This is a genomic window from Psychrobacter piscatorii, assembly GCF_043641605.1.
Lineage (GTDB): Bacteria > Pseudomonadota > Gammaproteobacteria > Pseudomonadales > Moraxellaceae > Psychrobacter > Psychrobacter piscatorii_C.
On the sequence record NZ_JBHZRK010000010.1, the window covers coordinates 27,145 to 47,804 of the forward strand.

14 protein-coding genes are annotated in these 20,660 nt (G+C 43.8%); 10 read left to right on the forward strand and 4 right to left on the reverse strand.

Annotated features, from left to right (window positions below; genetic code table 11):
* The first annotated feature begins 96 nt into the window (after nt 1-96).
* The 6 genes from coq7 to ACHUET_RS10190 all read left to right on the forward strand — a co-directional run bounded on the left by coq7 (nt 97) and on the right by ACHUET_RS10190 (nt 8,167).
* Nucleotides 97-735 carry a 2-polyprenyl-3-methyl-6-methoxy-1,4-benzoquinone monooxygenase gene (coq7, locus tag ACHUET_RS10165; RefSeq protein ID WP_201599869.1) on the forward strand — a complete coding sequence of 213 codons (639 nt, stop codon included), beginning with the start codon at nt 97-99 and terminating at the stop codon, nt 733-735.
* A gap of 218 nt (nt 736-953) precedes the next feature.
* On the forward strand, nt 954-2,132 hold the full coding sequence (locus ACHUET_RS10170; RefSeq protein WP_394212546.1) for a tetratricopeptide repeat protein: 1,179 nt from the start codon (nt 954-956) through the stop codon (nt 2,130-2,132).
* Between the two features lie 370 nt (nt 2,133-2,502).
* Entirely contained in the window at nt 2,503-4,974 is a 2,472-nt protein-coding gene (locus ACHUET_RS10175) for an esterase/lipase family protein (protein WP_394212548.1), read from the forward strand.
* A gap of 453 nt (nt 4,975-5,427) precedes the next feature.
* Nucleotides 5,428-6,927 carry a cytochrome ubiquinol oxidase subunit I gene (locus tag ACHUET_RS10180; RefSeq protein WP_394212550.1) on the forward strand — a complete coding sequence of 500 codons (1,500 nt, stop codon included), beginning with the start codon at nt 5,428-5,430 and terminating at the stop codon, nt 6,925-6,927.
* Nucleotides 6,927-7,943, forward strand: coding sequence for a cytochrome d ubiquinol oxidase subunit II (gene cydB, locus ACHUET_RS10185; RefSeq protein ID WP_394212552.1), 1,017 nt, complete (start codon nt 6,927-6,929; stop codon nt 7,941-7,943). The genes ACHUET_RS10180 and cydB overlap by 1 nt, the downstream gene beginning before the upstream one ends.
* A 92-nt stretch (nt 7,944-8,035) precedes the next feature.
* Nucleotides 8,036-8,167, forward strand: coding sequence for a hypothetical protein (locus tag ACHUET_RS10190; RefSeq protein WP_263281220.1), 132 nt, complete (start codon nt 8,036-8,038; stop codon nt 8,165-8,167).
* 194 nt (nt 8,168-8,361) lie between these two features.
* Here ACHUET_RS10190 and murU read toward each other — a convergent pair whose 3' ends face one another.
* Both murU and ACHUET_RS10200 read right to left on the reverse strand, forming a co-directional pair.
* Entirely contained in the window at nt 8,362-9,105 is a 744-nt protein-coding gene (murU, locus tag ACHUET_RS10195; RefSeq protein ID WP_394212554.1) for an N-acetylmuramate alpha-1-phosphate uridylyltransferase MurU, read from the reverse strand.
* Nucleotides 9,106-9,154: 49 nt separating this feature from the next.
* The gene (locus ACHUET_RS10200; protein ID WP_394212555.1) at nt 9,155-10,270 is read right to left on the reverse strand and encodes an aminoglycoside phosphotransferase family protein; all 1,116 of its coding nucleotides are present in this window, start codon (nt 10,268-10,270) and stop codon (nt 9,155-9,157) included.
* Nucleotides 10,271-10,649: 379 nt separating this feature from the next.
* Here ACHUET_RS10200 and ACHUET_RS10205 point away from each other — a divergent pair, with 379 nt between their 5' ends.
* Nucleotides 10,650-13,691, forward strand: coding sequence for an LPS-assembly protein LptD (locus tag ACHUET_RS10205; RefSeq protein WP_394212556.1), 3,042 nt, complete (start codon nt 10,650-10,652; stop codon nt 13,689-13,691).
* Between the two features lie 157 nt (nt 13,692-13,848).
* A complete protein-coding gene (locus ACHUET_RS10210) occupies nt 13,849-15,243 on the forward strand; it encodes a peptidylprolyl isomerase (RefSeq protein ID WP_394212558.1) in 1,395 nt (464 codons plus the stop codon).
* A gap of 538 nt (nt 15,244-15,781) precedes the next feature.
* Here ACHUET_RS10210 and ACHUET_RS10215 read toward each other — a convergent pair.
* Entirely contained in the window at nt 15,782-16,912 is a 1,131-nt protein-coding gene (locus tag ACHUET_RS10215; protein WP_394212560.1) for an endonuclease/exonuclease/phosphatase family protein, read from the reverse strand.
* A gap of 450 nt (nt 16,913-17,362) precedes the next feature.
* On the opposite strand from ACHUET_RS10215, the gene asd reads away from it, so the two are divergent.
* The gene (gene asd, locus ACHUET_RS10220) at nt 17,363-18,496 is read left to right on the forward strand and encodes an aspartate-semialdehyde dehydrogenase (RefSeq protein ID WP_394212562.1); all 1,134 of its coding nucleotides are present in this window, start codon (nt 17,363-17,365) and stop codon (nt 18,494-18,496) included.
* 100 nt (nt 18,497-18,596) lie between these two features.
* Here asd and ACHUET_RS10225 read toward each other — a convergent pair whose 3' ends face one another.
* Nucleotides 18,597-19,256: an SOUL family heme-binding protein gene (locus tag ACHUET_RS10225; RefSeq protein ID WP_394212564.1), complete on the reverse strand. Its 660-nt coding sequence runs from the start codon at nt 19,254-19,256 to the stop codon at nt 18,597-18,599.
* Nucleotides 19,257-19,486: 230 nt separating this feature from the next.
* On the opposite strand from ACHUET_RS10225, the gene tgt reads away from it, so the two are divergent.
* Nucleotides 19,487-20,638 carry a tRNA guanosine(34) transglycosylase Tgt gene (gene tgt / locus ACHUET_RS10230; RefSeq protein ID WP_371531163.1) on the forward strand — a complete coding sequence of 384 codons (1,152 nt, stop codon included), beginning with the start codon at nt 19,487-19,489 and terminating at the stop codon, nt 20,636-20,638.
* The last annotated feature ends 22 nt before the right edge of the window (nt 20,639-20,660 follow it).

Consider the following 20,660-nt stretch of genomic DNA (forward strand, 5'->3'; position numbering starts at 1 on the left):
TGTGCATAAGAGCTGTGCATAGGAATATTGCCCTAGAGCAGTCACTAGTCTTATTTTATTGATAGAATTTAACGCCATCAGGAGTGAACCATGGCCCTGCGTCCCTTATCCAAAATCGACCAATTATTACTTGGGGTCGACAAAGCATTACGAGCTGTCGTGCCAAATTCCAACCCCAGTACGCGCCCATTGCCAGTGAGTAGTGACGAGATTCCTGAACTGACCATCACAGAGGCGCGTCATGTCGCAGGACTGATGCGTATCAATCATACCGGCGAAGTATGTGCGCAAGGTCTCTACCATGGACAAGCATTTGCTGCCAAAGACAGTGGCGTCAAGCAAGCCATGCAAAACTCTGCTGAAGAAGAAGTCGATCATCTGGTCTGGTGCGAGACGCGCTTAAATGAGCTGGGTAGCCATGCGAGTGTGTTTACCCCGCTTTGGTATGGGATGTCTTTTGGCCTAGGCGCAGTTGCAGGCGCCATCTCAAATGAGTTTAGTTTGGGGTTTGTCGCAGAGACAGAAGCACAAGTTAGCGAGCATCTGCAAGATCATATCAATCAACTACCCGAACATGATCAGCGCTCAAGAGAAATACTGGCACAAATGGATATCGAGGAGCGACATCATCGCGAACTAGCACTGGCGAGTGGCGGCGCTGCATTGTCACCACCTGTACGTCAGACGATGCGCTGGATGGCCAACCGTATGAAGGCGACCGCTTATCATTTGTAGAGGCAAATATAATAAATTCGTCGATGGCATGGCTGGTCTAACTAACGCTGCTAGATTTGCTCAACACTAGCGAGTAACAATCCTACCACAGATAGCGCAAAGCTTAATTTGCTAGGGTATTAAAAATTTGTACGATTTTGCAGCAAACATATATCCTGACTATCAACCGATTAATGAATAAATAACGACTAAATAAATTAAATAAGGTAATGATTTTTATGAAAGCAACTCTCTCTAATAGCGCGTCTCCCAAGTCACCGAAGCTTGCCACCTTGACTGCGCTCGCGGCCGCCTGTGCAATGATGCTTTCTGCGCCTGTGAATGCCGCAGAAGCCGACACTGCTGCTACATCAACACCTGCTGTACCGAGCGCTATAGATTCCAGCAAACGTGTGATTCGTCTGGCAAGGCCAGGTGCAACGGCCAGTACAGCTCAAAGCACAACAGATGCTACGCCTTCTAATAGCGCTCAATCAGTTGGTACTCAACCAATGATGCCGTCAAGCAACACTCAGCCTAACCGTACGCCTTTGAGCACGGCACAGGCAGCGCAGATGATGCAATCAAGCAGTACTCAACCAAATCGTGTACCTGTCAGCGCCGCTCAGCCACCAGCATCGCAAATGATGAATCCGGCTAACGCCCCTGTGATCAGCGGTACCACTCGCGTCTATGAGCCAGGCCCGATGACTGCGACTGGTATTGATTTGCGCAGTGGTCAGCTCTCGAATATTCCAACACCACAAGTACAGCTCTCAGATGTGAGTTTTATCAAAACCGTCTTGATTCCACAACAAAAAGGCCTAGGTACTGACAAGCTCGACGTCAGCTTGCTTGATGATTTCATCGCAGACGTCTCACCGAATGCTCGTCACTATCCACCAAACTTTCCTAACCGCACTCAGCGCCATTACACTCGCGAAAAAATCAAAGTATTGGCCGATTGGATCCAGCCTTACGCCAAATCACCAAATGCGTCTTACGATGTACTGATTCGCGCAGCCAAGCTAAATGGTATGGGTCGTAATCTAGACTTGGGCTCAGACTACACGGTACGCGGCGGACAGTATGTTGACCGTGCCATCAAAATTCAGCCAGATAGCGGTGAAGCCAACTTCTTATATGGCATGATGCTATCAGAAGGTGGCGGGTTTAAAGAAGGCCAAAAATATCTAGACCGCGCCGTATCGCTAGGTTATACCGAAGCAGAGCAAAGCTTGGCACAGTCAGACCTGCTCAGTGATCGCCGTGCTAACGCCCTAGAGCGCCTACGTCGTCTTGAAGCAAAATACCCTAACAACACCGTGATTCCTCAACAAATTAAATTGGTTGAAGATGGCAAATTCTACATTTGGGACATCCCTGCACCAGATATCAATGTCAAACCAGGTGCCTAAATTGGTACTGTTTGTCTATACTGAAGACAAACAAATAATTTTATAGTCTTAGAATACCTAGCGCCTTTATTTTTATGAATATAAAGCAAAGGCGCTTTTTTGTGTCTAGCTTTTTTGTGCCTAATAGAAACCTGCTTGCACAGAACCTTGTCTTTTTCTACTTTGTCTAAATAAATGCCCTTTTTAACCAAAAATTTAAGTGTATCTCAAAACAATAACCATCACTTGAAAAAGTCATTCGATACATAACGCTTGGTTATAACCCTTCAAATAAAATAGTCTAATATCAAAAGTTACGCTAAACTCTATTATAACCAAGAGTATTTCCATTGCTGGTTTTCTCATAACTACTTTTTTACCGGACTGACCTATGACTTCTGCTAGCCCTAGCAAAAACACGGTAATGCAAGCCAATAAAAAAATGCTGCCTATCGCCTCAGTCGCATTACTGACAGCGGCAATGCTGCTATCAGCCTGTAGTGTCGTCTCGGTGGAAAAACAAGCATCGGCCAAGACCATCTCAGCACAGCGCGGTAATATCGTCACTGATAATCAACTAAGCAGCGATACGGCATCTGCCTTGCTATCGGCAGGTCTCAACGAGCAAGCTTGTATGCAGCAATTCGACTTGTGCTTGACTCAGCTCACGGATAGCATTTTAAATAAACACTATCGACCTGCACTGGCGATTTTTGCAGAACTGCACTACGCAAAAGCGCGTCAGCTTGCTGACTCACAAAACTGCCGCAATGCACTTGCCCGTCCACCACTTGACCCATACTACGCCAATGCGCCTTTGAGCGACGATGATGCCAAAACGCAACAAGAAGAGACCACTCTTTGCTTAAACAATTATCAGGACAGACTGTTTGATGCGGTTAAATATAGCTATACCTATTTGTTTTATGACAGTCTGACTCATGATTTTGAGGGTGCTGATGAAAGCTATAGTAGTGCTCATGCGCAAACCCGCATCCCAACTGACAACGATATTCAGACCCAAGATATCTACAACGCTGCCAGCAATGATGTCATTACGCAGCTTTATCGATCGACCGAAAACTCAGATAAATTGATGAATGGCACAAAAGTGGAATACTTAACCATCCCTTCTGCCAAGCGCGATAGTAGCGATCAAGCAGCGATTGCTAACCGAGCACCGCTAAAAGGTAAAGCGATCGACCAAGTCAAGGTCATGAAAGTACAAGTAGATGATTATGACCTCGGCATCTATTTGCCCAATGAAAACAACTATTTGCAAAATGCTCATAAGCAAGACTCTGCGCTAGCCGACCTAGTTTCCACTTACGAGCTACGTCTCTCTGGGCTGAACTCTGTTAGCAAACGTCCCGGTTTAGGTATCAGCTTAGTTGCCTCACTGGATGATCGTTATACCACCACGATTCGCCAGTTATTGGCATCATCACTATCGAGTCGATTAGCCAACGAGAATGACAATACAAAGGATAGCGAGCCAAGCTCACGCATTTATCCTACCGGTCATCTACTGCTGACTGGTTTGATCAAACCAAGTGGTGATAGTGTGCTGGATGTACTGAGCAGTCGCCAGCTCGATATTCATCTATACAATCCATACCAAACTGAAACCGTCAACATTCTTAACGATAACTATCCGTTAGCAGCCAATTTCTCAGCAGGGTATGGAATGTGGCTGGCAGAAAACCAGTTGGATAGTGTGGGTTATTTGAACCTCATCACGCGCCAGCCAGATGCTCGTCTACCCAAACTATTTATGCTCGAACCTTATGACCCTGACAAGCGTGTCATCATTATGCTGCATGGTTTGGCCTCTAGCCCAGCCACGTGGGTCAATCTCACCAACGATATTCTCAATGATGATAAGCTGCGCGACAATTACCAAGTTTGGCAAATATTTTATCCAACCAATTTGCCTATTTTAGAAAACCGCTATCAGATTCAGCAATTAATCAACACTACCTACGAGCAGACGGACCCAACCGGACAAAATCGCGCCAGTAAAAACAGCGTGATCATTAGCCACAGCATGGGAGCCATTATCGCGCGCATGATGCTGTCCGATGACAATTTGGTCGATGATTTGGACAGACTTGATGATCAAGACATTCTCTCTAGTAGCGAGAAACGGCAAATCCGCGATGCTCTAAAAGAATCGTTTGGTGAAAAGGAATTAAAAAAACGGTTTGAGCTACAATCCTTGCCACAAGTAGACACCGCTGTCTTTTTATCTGCACCTTTTCGCGGCACTGACTATGCAGACCGCTGGTTTACGCGGGCGCTGCGCCGTATTGTCTATTTACCAGTCGGTTTGGTCAAGACTGTGACTGATAACTTAGCGACGATTGCCACGCAAGGGGATCTGGCGCAAAACCCATTGGGCGCTTTATATCTACAAAATGGCGCCAGTCAGCTCAGTGACAAATCTTCTTTTATCGAATTAACCAAAGATCTGACGATTAATAGCCGTGTGACTTATCATTCAATTATTGCCAACAATGATGCTGATATCACCAAAGGACTGGCTCAAGCACAGCCTGACGGTGCAAAAATTGATTTATCGCAAGCGGTAGAAGAAGACGCTAAAGATGAGCGCGCAAGTGTCAGCGTGTCAGATGACACATCAGAGCTGCCTGCTGAGCCACTTGTCGCTGCTGTCACTGTTGATAAAAATATCAGTCAGGCCCTAACCCAACGTTTATCAGACGGCATTGTTCCCTATACCAGTGCTCACTTAGATGGCGCCGCCTCTGAAACAGTTATCAATGGCGGTCATAGTATTCAAACCAATCCACAAACTATTTTAACGTTGCGACGAATTTTGCATAAACAGTTACAAGAATGATGTATGTTTTTGTTATTGGTGAATGTTTTAATGCATGGGACACCAAGTAATAAACAGAACAGATGTTTTATGAAAAAATACTCACTATTCCCAAGTCATTGTTATTCATAACGTTAATTTTATTTTCAAGAGTGTTTTATGATTATTTTTCTGACTCATAGGTATGTAGCTGTCTAACGGTATGGGTTGCGTGACTATCTAGGGAAGCGCATAATATATACAGCACATGACTGTAATATATGAATTTATAGGTACATAAATTATTCAATTCAGCTAAACAGTGAGTCGCAAGCTTAGCCACAATTTATGCCTGATGTTGCTAAAGTAAAGTTTTGCGTCATTGAGCCATTGCCCGTAATCTTTGTCACCTTGATTTATGTACAGTTACGGACAGTTACTTGAGCGTTGTACGGAAGCCAGCGCTATTCAGCTAACAGATGAGAGTAACCGTTTATGTTCGCTACGTTTATGATTGACCAGCTCGATGCGCTGACACTCGCGCGCATCCAGTTCGCTTTTGTTGTCTCTTTTCATATCGTCTTTCCCGCTTTTTCTATTGGACTTGCCAGCTGGCTGACCGTACTTGAGTTTCGCTGGTTAAGAACAGGCAATCCTGTTTTTGCGGAAGTCTACAAACACTGGGTAAAAATATTTGCCGTGGTGTTTGGTATGGGTGTGGTCTCAGGGGTGGTAATGTCTTACCAATTCGGGACCAACTGGGCAGTCTTTTCCGACAAGGCGGGTAACGTCTTAGGCCCACTGCTCGCTTATGAAGTACTGACTGCATTTTTCTTAGAAGCCTCCTTTTTGGGCATCATGCTCTTTGGTTGGGGCCGCGTTAGTAAGCGCATGCACTTTGTAGCCACTGCAACCGTCGCTATCGGTACGTTGATATCAGGTTTTTGGATCTTGGCCGCCAACAGCTTTATGCAGACGCCGCAAGGCTTCATGATGGGTGCTGATGGTCTGCTTTATCCAACCAACTGGCTTGAGATTATTTTTAACCCCTCATTCCCTTACCGCTACGCACATATGATGACCGCTGCTTTCTTGACGACTGCTTTTGTGGTCGGTGGTATTGGTGCTTATTATCTACAATCCAAAAAGCACATCGAACACCGAAAACATGGCCGCGTGATGTTGGGTATGGCAATGATCATGGCGATTTTTGTGGCACCTGCACAGGTGTTGATTGGTGATGAGCACGGGCTAAACACCCTCGAGCATCAACCTGCCAAAGTAGCAGCTATGGAAGGTATCTGGGAAGATGAGCGCGGCGCGGCATTACGTCTCTTTGCGATTCCTGATCAAGAAAATCAAACCAATAAATACGAAGTAAAAATCCCTTATGTCACAGGTTTGATCCTCACCCATTCATTAGATGGTGAAGTGAAGGGTCTCAAAAACTGGGCACCAGAAGACCAACCATACGTTATTATTGTGTTTTGGGCCTTCCGTATTATGGTTGGCATTGGTATGTTAATGGTGCTTGTGGGTCTATTCAGTGTCTATAAATACTTCAAAAAACAGCAGTTCAATCCTGACAGCAAGCTGTTCCACCGTGCATGGATGATGATGACGCCGCTTGGCTTTATCGCGCTACTTGCCGGTTGGTTTGTCACCGAAACAGGTCGTCAGCCATGGACAGTCTATGGTGTAATCCGTACAGCTGAAAGTATGTCACCCGTAGCGGCCCAACAAGTTGCCACCACATTGATCGGCTTTATTATCGTCTATACCTTTGTTTTTGGTGCAGGTAGCTTTTATATCTTGCGCTTGATTGGTCAAGGGCCAAAACCTTATACCGATCCTGCCGAAGATAATTTCTACGAGCATTCAGTAACCGAAGGTCAAGGTCGCACGCTGAGCGGAGATAATGATCCTGCTGGTCACACTACCAAGCAAGATATCGACACACCAGCAGATGACATCGATGATGGAGGGTTACGCTAATGTTTAATTTCGGTGATGTATTAGACTTACCCTTAATTTGGGGCGGATTGATTGCGCTTGCAGTCTTTATTTATGTACTGCTTGATGGTTTTGATTTAGGCTGTGGTATTTTATTTCCGTTTGCAGGCTCAGACAAAAACCGTAGTCGCATGATGAACTCTATCGCCCCATTCTGGGATGGTAACGAGACGTGGCTGGTATTGGGTGGCGGCGGTCTATTCGCAGCTTTCCCAGTCGCCTATGGCATCATCATGACAGGGCTATACTTGCCTGTATTCTTGATGCTGGTTGGTTTGATCTTGCGTGGCGTGGCGTTTGAGTTTCGTTTTAAATCTAGCACGCATCGCTACATATGGGACTCTTTGTTTTTTATTGGCTCAATCACTGCTGCCTTCTTTCAAGGGGTGATGCTTGGCTCGTTGGTACATGGTCTTGACGCCAGTAACCGTCTGTTCACCGGAGGCCCCTTTGACTGGCTCACGACCTTTTCGATGGTCAGTGGTATTGCAGTCATCATTGGTTATGCGCTATTAGGTTCGACGTGGCTGATCTTAAAGACAGAACATGACTTGCAGGTCTGGGCAAGAAAAATCTCAGGGTGGTTATTGTCAGCACTGGTTGTCGCAATGATTATCGTGACGATCTTTATGTACTTCTCAGACATTGAAGCGCTTGAGAATTGGTTCACCCTAGCACGCTTACCTTACTTAGCGCCGATGCCGATTATTGCACTCATATTGTTTTTTATCATGCGTAAAGATTTGACCACAGAGCGTGAATATCGTCCTTTCTTATTGACTGTCGCGCTATTTTTGATGGGTTATATTGGTGTGTGTGTGGCGATGTTCCCTTATATCGTACCCTATCAGATGACTCTACATGAAGCTGCGGCTGCCGATACATCGCTATCATTTATGCTGGTGGGTGCGGTAATCATGTTACCTATCATCTTAAGTTATACTGCTTATGCGTACTATGTGTTTAAGGGCAAAACTGATCACGAACATATGTACTAGTCATTGTAAATGACAAGCAGCTAGTGATGAGATAAGCAGGTGCTACATATTTTTGTGGCACCTATGCTCAATTTGTCAGATAAGAGGTCTTTATGAAAAATCTCAGCAAAAAACATTTGAGTAAAAAGCAAAGACAATGGGCTTGGTTTCTGGGCTTATATGCCGCAGGATTTTTGACGATTTTTACGATTGCCCAATTGATTAAGCTGGCAATGGGCGTTTAATATAGCTATCAGAAAATACGGTTACCAGACAATATCGTTACCTGTGTGCTACGTGCTCAATTTGCTAGTCCTTATATTCACTCTTCATTTCTATTGGTAAAGATTGGATACGATATAGAAATAATCTGTGTAAAAAAGCAGCGTTGAATGATCAACGCTGCTTTTTTGTGTTTACCAATGTATTTTTGCTTATCTTATGAATTTACTCGACCTTGATGGTTATCGACATCGTTTTTTTCAATAAACTCATTCACTTGTGCCAAGCGCTCAGCTGTACCAACGTCGATCCAGTTATCAGTAATCACTTCAGCAGTAATCTGGAATTTAATCATCGCTTGCTTAAGTAGAGGTGCCAATGCGGCAGGCTGTCCTGATACTAGTCCTTCTACCAACGTCGGAGACATCACGCTAATACCAGCGAAAGTAAATTTGTCCGCATCACCAACTGGCTGCTCGCTGGCAAGACCATTATTGATAGCAAAATCACCACCATCATTGTGCTCTGGATTGTCAATCAACAACAGATGCGCGCGCTGATCCGCTCCTAATGTATAGTCTCGCAACTGGGCAAAATCATAGGTCGTCCAAACATCAGAGTTGACGAGAATAAATGGCTCGTCTCGCAGCTTGCCTGACTGTAATGCCTGAAAAATGCCACCTGCCGTCTCTAACGGTTCATCACCTTCTACTGACCAATGTAGTTTGACTCCATATTGCGCACCGTCGCCCAAGGTATCCATCAGCTTATCCGCCAGCCATGATGCATTGATCGTGATATCGGTAATACCTGCGGCTTGTAGTGCTTTAATATGCCAGACAATAAGTGGCTGTCCACCTACTTCAACCAAAGGCTTGGGCGTTTCTAGTGTTAATGGTCGCAGACGTGTACCCTTGCCAGCAGCCAAGATCATGGCTTGTGTAATCGTAGAGCTAGACATGCTTACTCCTATCTTTATTATTTATATCATTAATTTGATTGAGCATCATCTACGCTGAAACAAACTTACCTTTGTATGCAGGTACGACAGCATCTTTTAGCCATTGATTAAAAGGTAGGACGGCGCGCTTGATCGCATCATTACCTTGTTCAGCCAGCCAGTTTAATTCAATAATTAAATCACGCATGACTTTGGGAATATCGGCCAAATAGCGATCTTTGCCATCGCGTTCAGATAATCGAATAAAAATCCCTAGTACTTTTAAATGACGCTGTACACCCATTACATTGACGTCGTTTTCAAGCTGAACCACATTATCGGCTGTGGTTAGCGATTGTTGCTTTTGTAGCTGCCAAAAGTCGTTAATCCATGCAGATACTTGACGCTCTGGCCATTCAACATAAGCATCGCGTACCAATGATACTAAATCATAAGTATAAGAGCCGATTACGGCGTCCTGAAAATCAATCACACCTAAGCGCGATGTGTCCGCTTGGTCTTGCATGAGGTTACGACTATGATAGTCACGATGCACAATGACTTGTGGCTGCAGCAGGATTTCATTCATCAGTACCGATTTTAAGTTTTCCCATACCTTCTCATTCAGCTCTACGCCGATATAAGGGATAAACCACTCACTAAACAGGTTCATTTCGCGATCTAATAACGCCGTATCGTAATCTGGCAGCTGATACTGAGATTTTGCAGTCTCGACTGGCACCGTTTGCAGCGCTACTAACGTCTGCATGGCAAGCTGATAATAGTCATCGATTTGCTCTGGTGTTGCATCAGTCAGCAAATGAGCAAACTCTACTGCACCAAAGTCTTGTAGCACCAAAAAACCTTTTTCTAGATTTTGTGCGATGAGCGTCGGCACATTGATTGCAGGCGACATGAGCTTGGCAACATTGATGAACTGCCGCATGGCATCCTGCTCATCAGCAGAATCCATGACGATATAACGCGTATCTCCTGACCCATCAGCCTCTAGCAATTGAATACGATGATAGCGGCGTGCACTCGCATCACCCGGTAAACTTTCTAGATTAAAGGTCTTATCTACAAATACTTGCTGCAACCAATGCTCGAGTTGTTGTTGGCGATTGTCGTTATTGTTATCGGTCATGTCAGGCTCTATAGTGGTTTTATCAGTCATAATGGGCATCGCAGGTTAAATATAAATCATAAATAATTAAAGTAGTGATAAGTCAGGCAAATACTTGCTAAAATGGTCATATCTTAAGCCGCAACAACTGCGTCAGTAGACATATCAAGATATCATTCAGTAATTTAGCGCTAAACTGAATCTTTTCGCTCATTTAAAAGCAGCTTGGCTATATTATAAATTTTGGTAAATAGTGTAGCTGATTTGGTTTTTTTTGACTATGATTAGTCGTCATTATATGTAAAACAGCCAAATTCTTGAGATGACGCTATCGATGAGTGATTTTTTAGCCGTTCATTAACAACTCTGTCTTGTTGAATAATACGACTATGCAATTCAGTATCGCAATCCAATAGGCTCTGCAATCATAGGTGTGCCCTTGTTATATTCTCCGCTTTACCAAAGCATTCGTTTGATCTTATTTGGTGCCTTAGGCTTATCTAGCCTAACAGTTAGTGCTGCCATCAACGATGCTGACACACAGACAACTGAGCCATCAAGTGCTGGTAGTACGAGCAGCTACCTCTCTGATACCAATAACAGTAATGTCACTCAAGGCAATGATTACAACGATATCCGTTACAAAGACGCGCGCTCACAGGTCGATAATTCTCAAAGAGCGATTCCTGCCTCTGATTTTGATGACACAGGTTTCGCAAGCGATGCTACATTAGAAGACAGCATATCCGATGATGTTTTGAATATCACCGAGATCAATGAGTCTTCTAATACCGCGTCGATACAACCATCAGATATGACGGATAGCGATCAGGTAAGCCGCGACACACGCGCTAATGCTATGACACCTGAAAATACCGTAGCGGATAAACGTCAGCTAGACATCAGTGATGAAAGCATTCAAGACAGTCTAGTGCGTTTGGCAGAATTCTATGAGCTCACACCAGAGACTCCTGTCTCAAATGACGTAGATAATACAGAAGATGCTGAGTCAGAGAATATACAGAGTACTTTAGCACCTACAGCGCAGACCATTCCAAAAGTCGGTAAGAACTTACGATTATTACCAAACGCTATAGATAGTGCACAACGCTGTGAAGGTCAATGGGTCTATCCAAAGAGCAACCCTAATTATCAGCGTGCTGTGAATGAGGCTGGCGGTGCAAATGGACAACCAGTGCCTGATGTTGACAGTATTCCCAACAATAAAGCACCTTTATTCACAGAGTCAGACTACGGCTATTACAATAATATCAACTATGCTGAGCTATCAGGTAATGTGAAAGTCGATCAAGGCACCCAGCATATCGAAGCAGAAAAAGTTGTGATTGATCTAAGCAATGGTGTGGCTGCTGCACAAGGTAGAGTCATGTTTACCGATCAGGCGACAGGACAATCACTGCAACGTAGCAATGCACCGAGTAACGCTCAAACCAGCTTTAATGAGAAAGCAAAAAAAGGTGGTCTGATTGGGGTTGCAGACAGCTTAAACTATAACACTGAAACTGGACAATCAACAGCCAACGATGTGGCTTTTGCTAGTGTTGAACTACAAGCACACGGCTACGCTAAGCGCTTGAACAAGCCTAATGATAGTGAGTACGAGCTGGACGAGGTGATGTTTAGCACCTGTCCACCCACGAATCGTAAATGGCAATTTGATGCCAAAAGTATCGATTTGAATACTGATACAGGACGCGGTGAAGCCTATAATACGACTTTTCGCATTGCTGACGTGCCCGTCTTTTATCTCCCCTACTTTAACTTTCCAATAGACAGTCGTCGTAGTAGCGGATTTTTATTACCAAGTGCTAGCGTGAGTAGTGAGAGCGGTGTTGAGATTGATGTTCCTTATTACTTCAACCTAGCGCCCAACTACGATGCCACGCTCAATACGCATGTATACACCGACCGTAATCCTATGGTCTCAGGTGAGTTCCGTTATTTGACCGAAAACTATGGAGAAGGCATTTTTAACGGTTCATATTTGCCCAATGACAAAGAATATAATGACGAAGATCGTAAAAGCTTTTTTTATGATCATTATTGGTCATCCAAAAGTATTCCGCGGTTAAGTGGTGATGCCAAATATAGCTATGTATCAGACGCAGACTATCTTAACGATTTTGACACTTTAGGTTTATCAGATAACACGATCAATCTACCAAGGCGTGCTCGAGTTAATTATTATAATGATTACGTCGATGGTGAGTTAAAAGTAGAAACCTTTCAAACGTTAGATGCGTTTACTGATAATGGTGAGGCTCTAGAGGATAAAGACAAACCCTATTCACGCCTACCACAACTAAAGCTCAACTATCGACTGCCGTGGGCGAAGAACTTTGATATCACTGGTGTACATGATTCTGCCTATTTTAAGAAGTCTATTGATGATGGCTCTGAGGATGAAAAAAGCGGTGCACGCATTTATAACAAAATAAGTGCCGTCTATCCGATGGAGAAGTCTTGGGGCTATATCAGACCGAAGCTAAGCCTACAGCATCTTTATACTTCCTATGATGAAGACAGCTTGGCAGACAATAACATTAGTGAAGGAGATGGTAGCCAATCAGTCTTCGTTCCGCAAGCCAGTATTGATGCAGGTCTGAATTTCTACCAAGCAGGCTCACCCTTCGGTGCTTTTGATGACACCATGGGTGGCTATCGCCTGCTTAGCCCGCGGGTGAAATACACTTATTCACCGTACAAAAACCAAAATGATATTCCTAACTTCAATACTCGTATTGCGTCTATTAACTATGAGCAGCTATTTTCAGACAGTTGGTTCTTAGGCCATGATCGCCTGCAAGATTTACACTCTATTACGCCTGGTGTCAATTATCGTTACATCGATGCAACGGGTGTGACACGTTTTGATGGTAGCATTGCAGAACAGTTCTATATAGATGATGGTCGTGTCACGCTTGATGATGAACAAAGAGTATTCAACTCTTCTTCCTCAGGCATGGTATGGGATACCAGCACCCAACCTTATAACAATTTTTGGGTTGATGTGAGCGGTGCGCTGACTAACGACTATGATTTGAACTATATTACGACTGAGTTACGTTATCAGCCATCAGACAATAGTTTGTTCAATGTGGGCTACGTTAAGCGTCAGCGTGATGAAAACACTGATCAGTTACCATTGTCCGCATTTACCGCCTCTGCCGTTTTCCCTATCAATAATAGCTGGCGGATATTGGCTCAAGGTCAGTATGACTATAATCGTAACAAGATGCTCGATTCACTCATCGGTGTTGATTATGAAGATTGCTGTTTTGGCTTTGCAGTTTATGGTCGCCGTTACTATAATGACTTAAACGTCAAAGACGAGCCAACACAAGCTATTATGGCAGAAATTAGATTAAATGGGCTTGGCAGTGGCAGTAGCCGCCTAACACGGCTGCTCTCTGATAAGATATTAGGCTTTGAACCTGTCCAAACTGCATGGAAAGACTAACGAGATTTTTTGCTAGATTACAGCACTATTTGCACAAATATTTATAAGATATTATCTATAACCCTACTATGGGCTACGCTGTCAAATATCTGATTATTAAGTATTGGATTGCGTTGACCGACTACCATCCGATGCGATGACATTGATGAGGAGCATCATGAGATTTTTTTCTTTACGTCAAACCAGCCGCGCTGTACTGCTATCTATGAGTGCCAGTCTTGTACTGACATTAGGTGCTCAAGCAGCGACTGTGAAACCTGCCACAGCACAAGCCTCGACTACTGCTAATCAGAATGCAGTAAGTCGCTTGACACCTGCCAATAGCACCGATGGTATTGTCGCTTTAGTCAATGAAAACGCTATCCTAAAAAGTGAATTGGTCGATGCCATTACACAAACCCAAGCCCGCGCACGAGCAGCAGGAGAACCTATTGCAAACTCAGCGCAACTGCAGTCAGAGGTACTAAACGCGCTTATCTTGCGTGAATTGCAACTATCAATGGTAAAACGTGTCGGTTTATCTCCTGATGAAACCGAGATCAATCAACGCCTTGCTCAAATCGCTCAATCTCAAGGGCTTAATAGCATCTCAGCATTACAGCAACGCCTAGATGCCGCGCGTCCTGGTAGCTATGCCGCATTACGTGCTCAACTGATCGAGGATGCTGCTATTCAAGAGCTGCAGCAGCGTCAAATCAGTCGCCGAGTACGCATTAGCGAGCAAGATATTGATGCATTTTTGGCGTCGCCTGAAGCAAAACGTTTGAACCAAAGTGAATACCAAACTGTGCATGTACGCGTTCCTTATATAGATGACTACAGCCGTCTGTCAGCAGCTCAGCGTGAGGAAGCGCTAAAAGTTGCACAGGATTTGCGTACTCGTTTACTTGCACCAAATGTCAATGTCTCTGAAGCTGTTGCTGCAAGCCAAGGTAGCTATCCTATTCCTATTCAAGGTGGTGATATGGGCTTTCACAAAGCGGCCTCCCTACCGACAGAGCTATCAAGCAAAATTACCAACCTCGATATTGGTGCAGTCAGTGAGCCGTTACTAACGCCTGAAGGTATCGATATCGTTAAGCTGGCTGATAAAAAAGCCAGTGATACCATGCTGATTCCACAGTGGCATACTCGTCATATCTTAGTAAAAGTCGATGAGTTACAGACAGATGCACTGGCTGAACAGAAAATTAATGATTTGTATGAGCAACTGCGTAATGGCGCTGATTTTGCTGCCTTAGCATCAACCTATTCAGACGATCCAGGATCGGCTGGCCGCGGTGGTGATCTTGATTGGGTCAGTGAAGAAGATATGGTGGGTCCATTTGAAGCCACAATGAAAAACACGGCCGTTGGTGACTACTCTGCTCCATTCAAAACTCAATTCGGCTGGCATATCCTAAAGGTTGACGGTAAGCGTCAGCAGGATGTCAGCGAGCAATATCGTCGCAATATGGCACGCCAAGCTTTATATCAACGCCTAGCGCCTCAAGCACAAGAAGACTGGTTGCAAGAATTGCGTGCAGGTGCTTACATCCAAGTACTCGGTTAAAGACTTACGTTTAATTGCCTAGTAATAAGTTAATACACTGAGCGCTAATAATACTAATTAGCTTGCACAGAAAAAGGGTATATGCCAATGCATATACCCTTTTTTTATTTAGAAATTAACTGACTGCCAGTTAATTAGAATAATGGATAGCAAACCGCCTAAGTACAATTAACTTAATAGGCGGTTAAACTAATCTATTTAGCTGTGTATGGCAGGAACATGACAAATCAATAAATAACGCACAAAGAAAAGCCCCGAACCTAGGGCGATTGGTTCGGGGCTTCAGTGCTTCATGTTATTGTTATTATCTCTCTTCCATGTTGACTCATCCTAAGTCATAAACAGTAACGTATAAGACAGCGGGCTGACCTGTTCTTTTATTGATACCGTCTCAACACTGCATCCTTGCGTATCCTTGTGTTGATAAATGTATTATAGGACAATCAATTTGGTACGAATAGAAGCTAAAGACCTTATTTGACGTAAGCATATGCTTACGTTATAAGAGTAAACTTTGACCTATACGTCGCACTCCTTCTCAACTAAAACTGCCTTGCGCTTCTCTGCGTTCATCTGACATTTTCTTGCCTTCTTTTTTACCTTCTTCAATCTTGCTATCTGCTTCTGCTACATCTTCTGCTTCTGCAGTAGGCGCATTGCCTTCTTGCTTACTTGTTTCCTCTGGCTCATATTGTAAAGTCGTCATCACAGGAAAATGATCAGATCCTATAGACGGCATACGTCTGATATCAACTACTGTAAAGCAAGCGCTATGGAAAATATGATCCAATGCCCAACGCAGAAACGGATATTTAACATGAAAGGTGTTGATAAAGTGTCGACCAATACGAGGATCTAGTAGCCCAGAAATACGTTGAAAGCGGCGCGTGGTTTTTGACCATGCCACATCGTTGAGATCACCAGCCAATATCGCGGTTTGCTCATTTTCTTTGATGTGTTTGCCAACCATCAACAGTTCAGCATCACGCGTGGTAGATTTATCAGCCTCAGTTGGACTTGGAGGCATAGGATGCAAGCAGTATAGCCAAATCACTCGACCACCTTGCAGGCGTAACTGCGTATGAATAGAAGGTATGTCATCAATCATTAGGTACTTTACTTCAGGATCTATGAGCTCAAGCTTAGAGTACAGGTGCATACCGTATAGATTGTCCAGCGGAACCTTCACCGTATATGGATAATCAGACTCAATTTGCTGTAAGGCTTTCTCCCACTTTTTATCAGTTTCAAGCGTAATTAAAATATCGGGCTGTCTATGCTTGACCAAATCAACCAATTTTTGTGTTTCATCATTGGGTGTTAACACATTTGAAACCATGATTTTTAATTGATGTACTTGCCCTTCTGGCTTGTCTTTTGCTTTTTGAACTTCTTTTTTCCATAGCTTGGTATACGGCAATACCATTCTTAACTGGAACGCTAACGTGATACTAAGCAATATAAATAATAACCATTGACCCAGTTGCCACTCTGAGAAAAACATGATCATGCCAACCCATGCAATGACACCAAGCACCATTATCTGAATACGTGGGAATTCGACGCCACGTACCCACCAATTATCAAGTGGCACCCAACCCCAGATCGTTACAAATGCGATGAATCCTGCTAGCCATTGTAAGCTGTAATATAATAGTGAGAGATCCATAGTATGTAATAACCGTTTATTGAGATGATAATGGGGCCAATGATGATATATGCCATTCATTCCATGACAACACACATCATTGTTTTAAATGAACTGAGTTCTAACTGAACTGACGTCAAGTATTAATGCTAGAAGCTTACTTTAGCATTTCATAAGATTTTCGCCTATATATGAGTCGCGATTCTGCAACAACTGCCATAAAAATTTACAATACCTACCCAATCAAAATAATAAGTATTTTATCGAGAGCCTTATCCTTTACGGACAACCAAATATATTTTGCCAATACCTAAGCGCGACTCTAATAATAACGTAAAGTTATAGTACACATAGTTAATAGTGTATAGAAAACGAGTAAATAATAGCCAAAACGCCTTGCTTTTTTGTACCATTCACGGCATTGTTATCGGTTGGTGATGCAACAAATAATTGTCAATAGGACTGAATTTCATGAGTAATTTAACAGTAGGCTTGGTAGGCTGGCGCGGCATGGTAGGGTCAGTATTGATTCAACGTATGCAAGAAGAAAATGACTTTAACGGTATTACGCCTGTCTTCTTTTCAACCAGTAATGCTGGTGGTGATGCGCCAAAGTTCGACGGTATTGAAACTGGCCAACTAAAAGATGCTCATGATATCGAAGCACTCGCTGCTTGTGATGTGATTATTACTTGCCAAGGTGGTGATTACACTTCGAAAGTTTACCAACCACTACGTGATAGCGGCTGGACTGGCTATTGGGTTGATGCAGCAAGTACGCTACGTATGAAAGACGATAGCATCATCATTCTTGATCCAGTCAATCGCAGCGTCATTGATGATGCCCTAGCTGATGGCAAAAAAGACTTTATCGGTGGCAACTGTACCGTATCTTTGATGCTAATGGCGATTGGTGAGCTATTCAATAAGGGCTGGGTTGAATGGGTCAGCGCGATGACATATCAAGCGGCTAGTGGCTCTGGTGCCAATAACATGCGTGAGCTTATCTCAGGTATGGGTGTTTTGCATGACGCTGTACAAGATGAACTAGCCAACCCTGCTAGCGCCATTCTTGATATTGATAAGAAAATTGCTCAGACACAGCGTTCAGCAGACTTTCCTACACAGCACTTTGGTGTACCGCTTGCTGGTAGCTTGATTCCTTATATCGATGTACAGTTAGAAAACAAGCAGTCAAAAGAGGAATGGAAAGGCGGCGTTGAGACTAACAAGATTCTTGGTAATGACGAAGCTAACACGATTCCTATCGATGGTATGTGTGTACGTGTCGGGGCAATGCGTTGCCATGCGCAAGGTCTAACCATCAAGCTCAAAAAAGACATCCCTCTAGAAGAGATTGAAGCCGCCCTAAAAAATAGCGGCAACGAGTGGTTAGACTTGGTCGAAGACGATAAAGAAGCCACTATGAACCGCTTAACGCCAGTCGCAGTGACTGGTACATTAACAGTTGCATTAGGCCGCTTACGTAAGCTTAAAATGGGCCCTGAGTATTTAGGTGCCTTTACCGTTGGTGATCAGCTACTGTGGGGCGCAGCAGAACCATTGCGCCGTATGCTTAATATTGTTCGTGAGCAAAACAGCTAGACAAATTGATTCAGATATCACACAAAAAAGACAGCCATGGCTGTCTTTTTTTATACTCTTAACTTGTGATTGATAGCCCTATTATCTACCGATCATACGATTACTTTTGCTCATAAGCGATCATCACTTCATTGCGACGCATAAAGGGTAATGTCCAAGGCGGATTATAACGGGCCAATTCAGGCTCGCCCGTGATGGTTACGTTTTGTTCTTCCATCCACGCTCGCAATTCCTGCGTTTTAGTCGCGACTTTTTTACTACCCGTCAATCCTGAAAATTTGATGACACCATAAGTTTGTGCAGGTACTTCTATAATTTCAACGTCTGGGTTGTTCGGCTTCGGTAAGGTTTGCATTGTGTATTTGCTGGGCATCGTAAACTGTACGCGCCATTTGCCGTCATCTTGTTGCATGCTCACTGGTGCGGTCATCGCAATTTTCTGTGACTCACCCGCCTCTTTTTGACTATCGGGCTGCATCGTCACAGGCGCGGTCATACTAATTTTGCTACTACCGCCCGTGGGCGCGGTATTGTTACCAAAGATATAATCTGCCAGCACTTTGAATCCTGCACGGCTGGCGTCTTCTTTGTCACCACTTATCCATGTCTGAGCGACCAGTTGCGCCTCATAACGACGCAGCTCAAAATTACCTGTTTGTGCCAATAGCGCATAGTCAGGCTCTTCTGTTTCAGAAGCCATAGCGCTTCTTGATATCAATACCAAGCCGCCCAGTAGTAATAAATAACCTGTCTTTTTCATATTATTTTCCTAATTATTTGAAGTATGCCCTGATGATTGTGAAACTATCACCCTTGTGATTTTACTGTACCAACTGGGCATGACGGTTGTCTGTGTCTTTTGGTTATGCAAAGTGATGTTGATTCATGACTCAGGCAGGTGTATGAATGCCCGTAAATATCCATGTCCAAAAAAAAACCTAACAATGCTATAATTAGCGCCATTTTCATAGCTCATATATCGGTTAACATATGCAATTTGTCTTACATAAAACAGCCAGCGGTGCAACGCGTGCACGCCGCGGTACCGTTCATCTCAATCATGGCGACGTGCAAACGCCTGCTTTTATGCCTGTTGGTACTTATGGTACGGTCAAAGGTATGCTACCACGTGATATCGAAGCCATTGGTGCTGATATCATTTTAGGCAACACTTTTCATCTCTGGTTACGCCCAGGCACGGAAGTGATCGACAAATTTGGCGGCTTGCATAAATTTATGCATTGGGACAAACCTATTTTGACGGATTCAGGCGGTTTCCAAGTATTCAGTCTGGGTGCCATGCGTAAAATTACCGAAGAAGGGGTTAACTTCAAATCGCCTATCGATGGCGCCAAAGTATTTCTTTCTCCTGAAAAATCCATGCAAATTCAATACAGCTTGAACTCAGACATCGTCATGCAGTTCGATGAGTGTACGCCTTATCCAGCGACTCATGATGAAGCGAAAAAGTCTCTAGAGCTATCATTACGCTGGGGACAACGCTGCGTTGATGAGCACAATAGACTGGGCAGCACCAACGCATTATTTGGTATCGTACAAGGCAGTATGTATCCTGATTTGCGTCAGCAATCACTCGAAGGTCTGCTAGATATCGGCTTTGATGGTTATGCTATCGGCGGTCTTTCGGTTGGTGAGCCAAAAGAAGAGATGATAGACGTCCTAGACTACCTGCCTGATGATATGCCAGCAGATAAGCCGCGCTATCTAATGGGCGTTGGTAAGCCTGAGGATTTAGTTGAAGGCGTACGCCGCGGTGTGGACATGTTCGATTGTGTGATGCCAACTCGTAATGCTCGTAATGGTCATTACTTTGTGACGGGCGATGCAGACAATGCTGGTGTGGTGCGTATCCGTAATAGCCAGTATCGTAACGACGAAGGCCCATTAGATCCTGAATGTGATTGCTACACTTGCCAAAACTTCAGCCGTGCTTATTTGTATCATCTTAATAAATGTAAAGAGATGCTGGGTGCACAATTGGCAACTATTCATAACTTACGCTATTACCAGCGTTTGATGCAAGGTATCAGAGACGCCATTGAGCAAGATCAGTTTGATGAATTCGTTAGCGAATTTTATAGTAAGCGTGGACAAACCGTTCCTGAGTTAAATTTACGTTAATCCATTTTAGTATTTATTGATA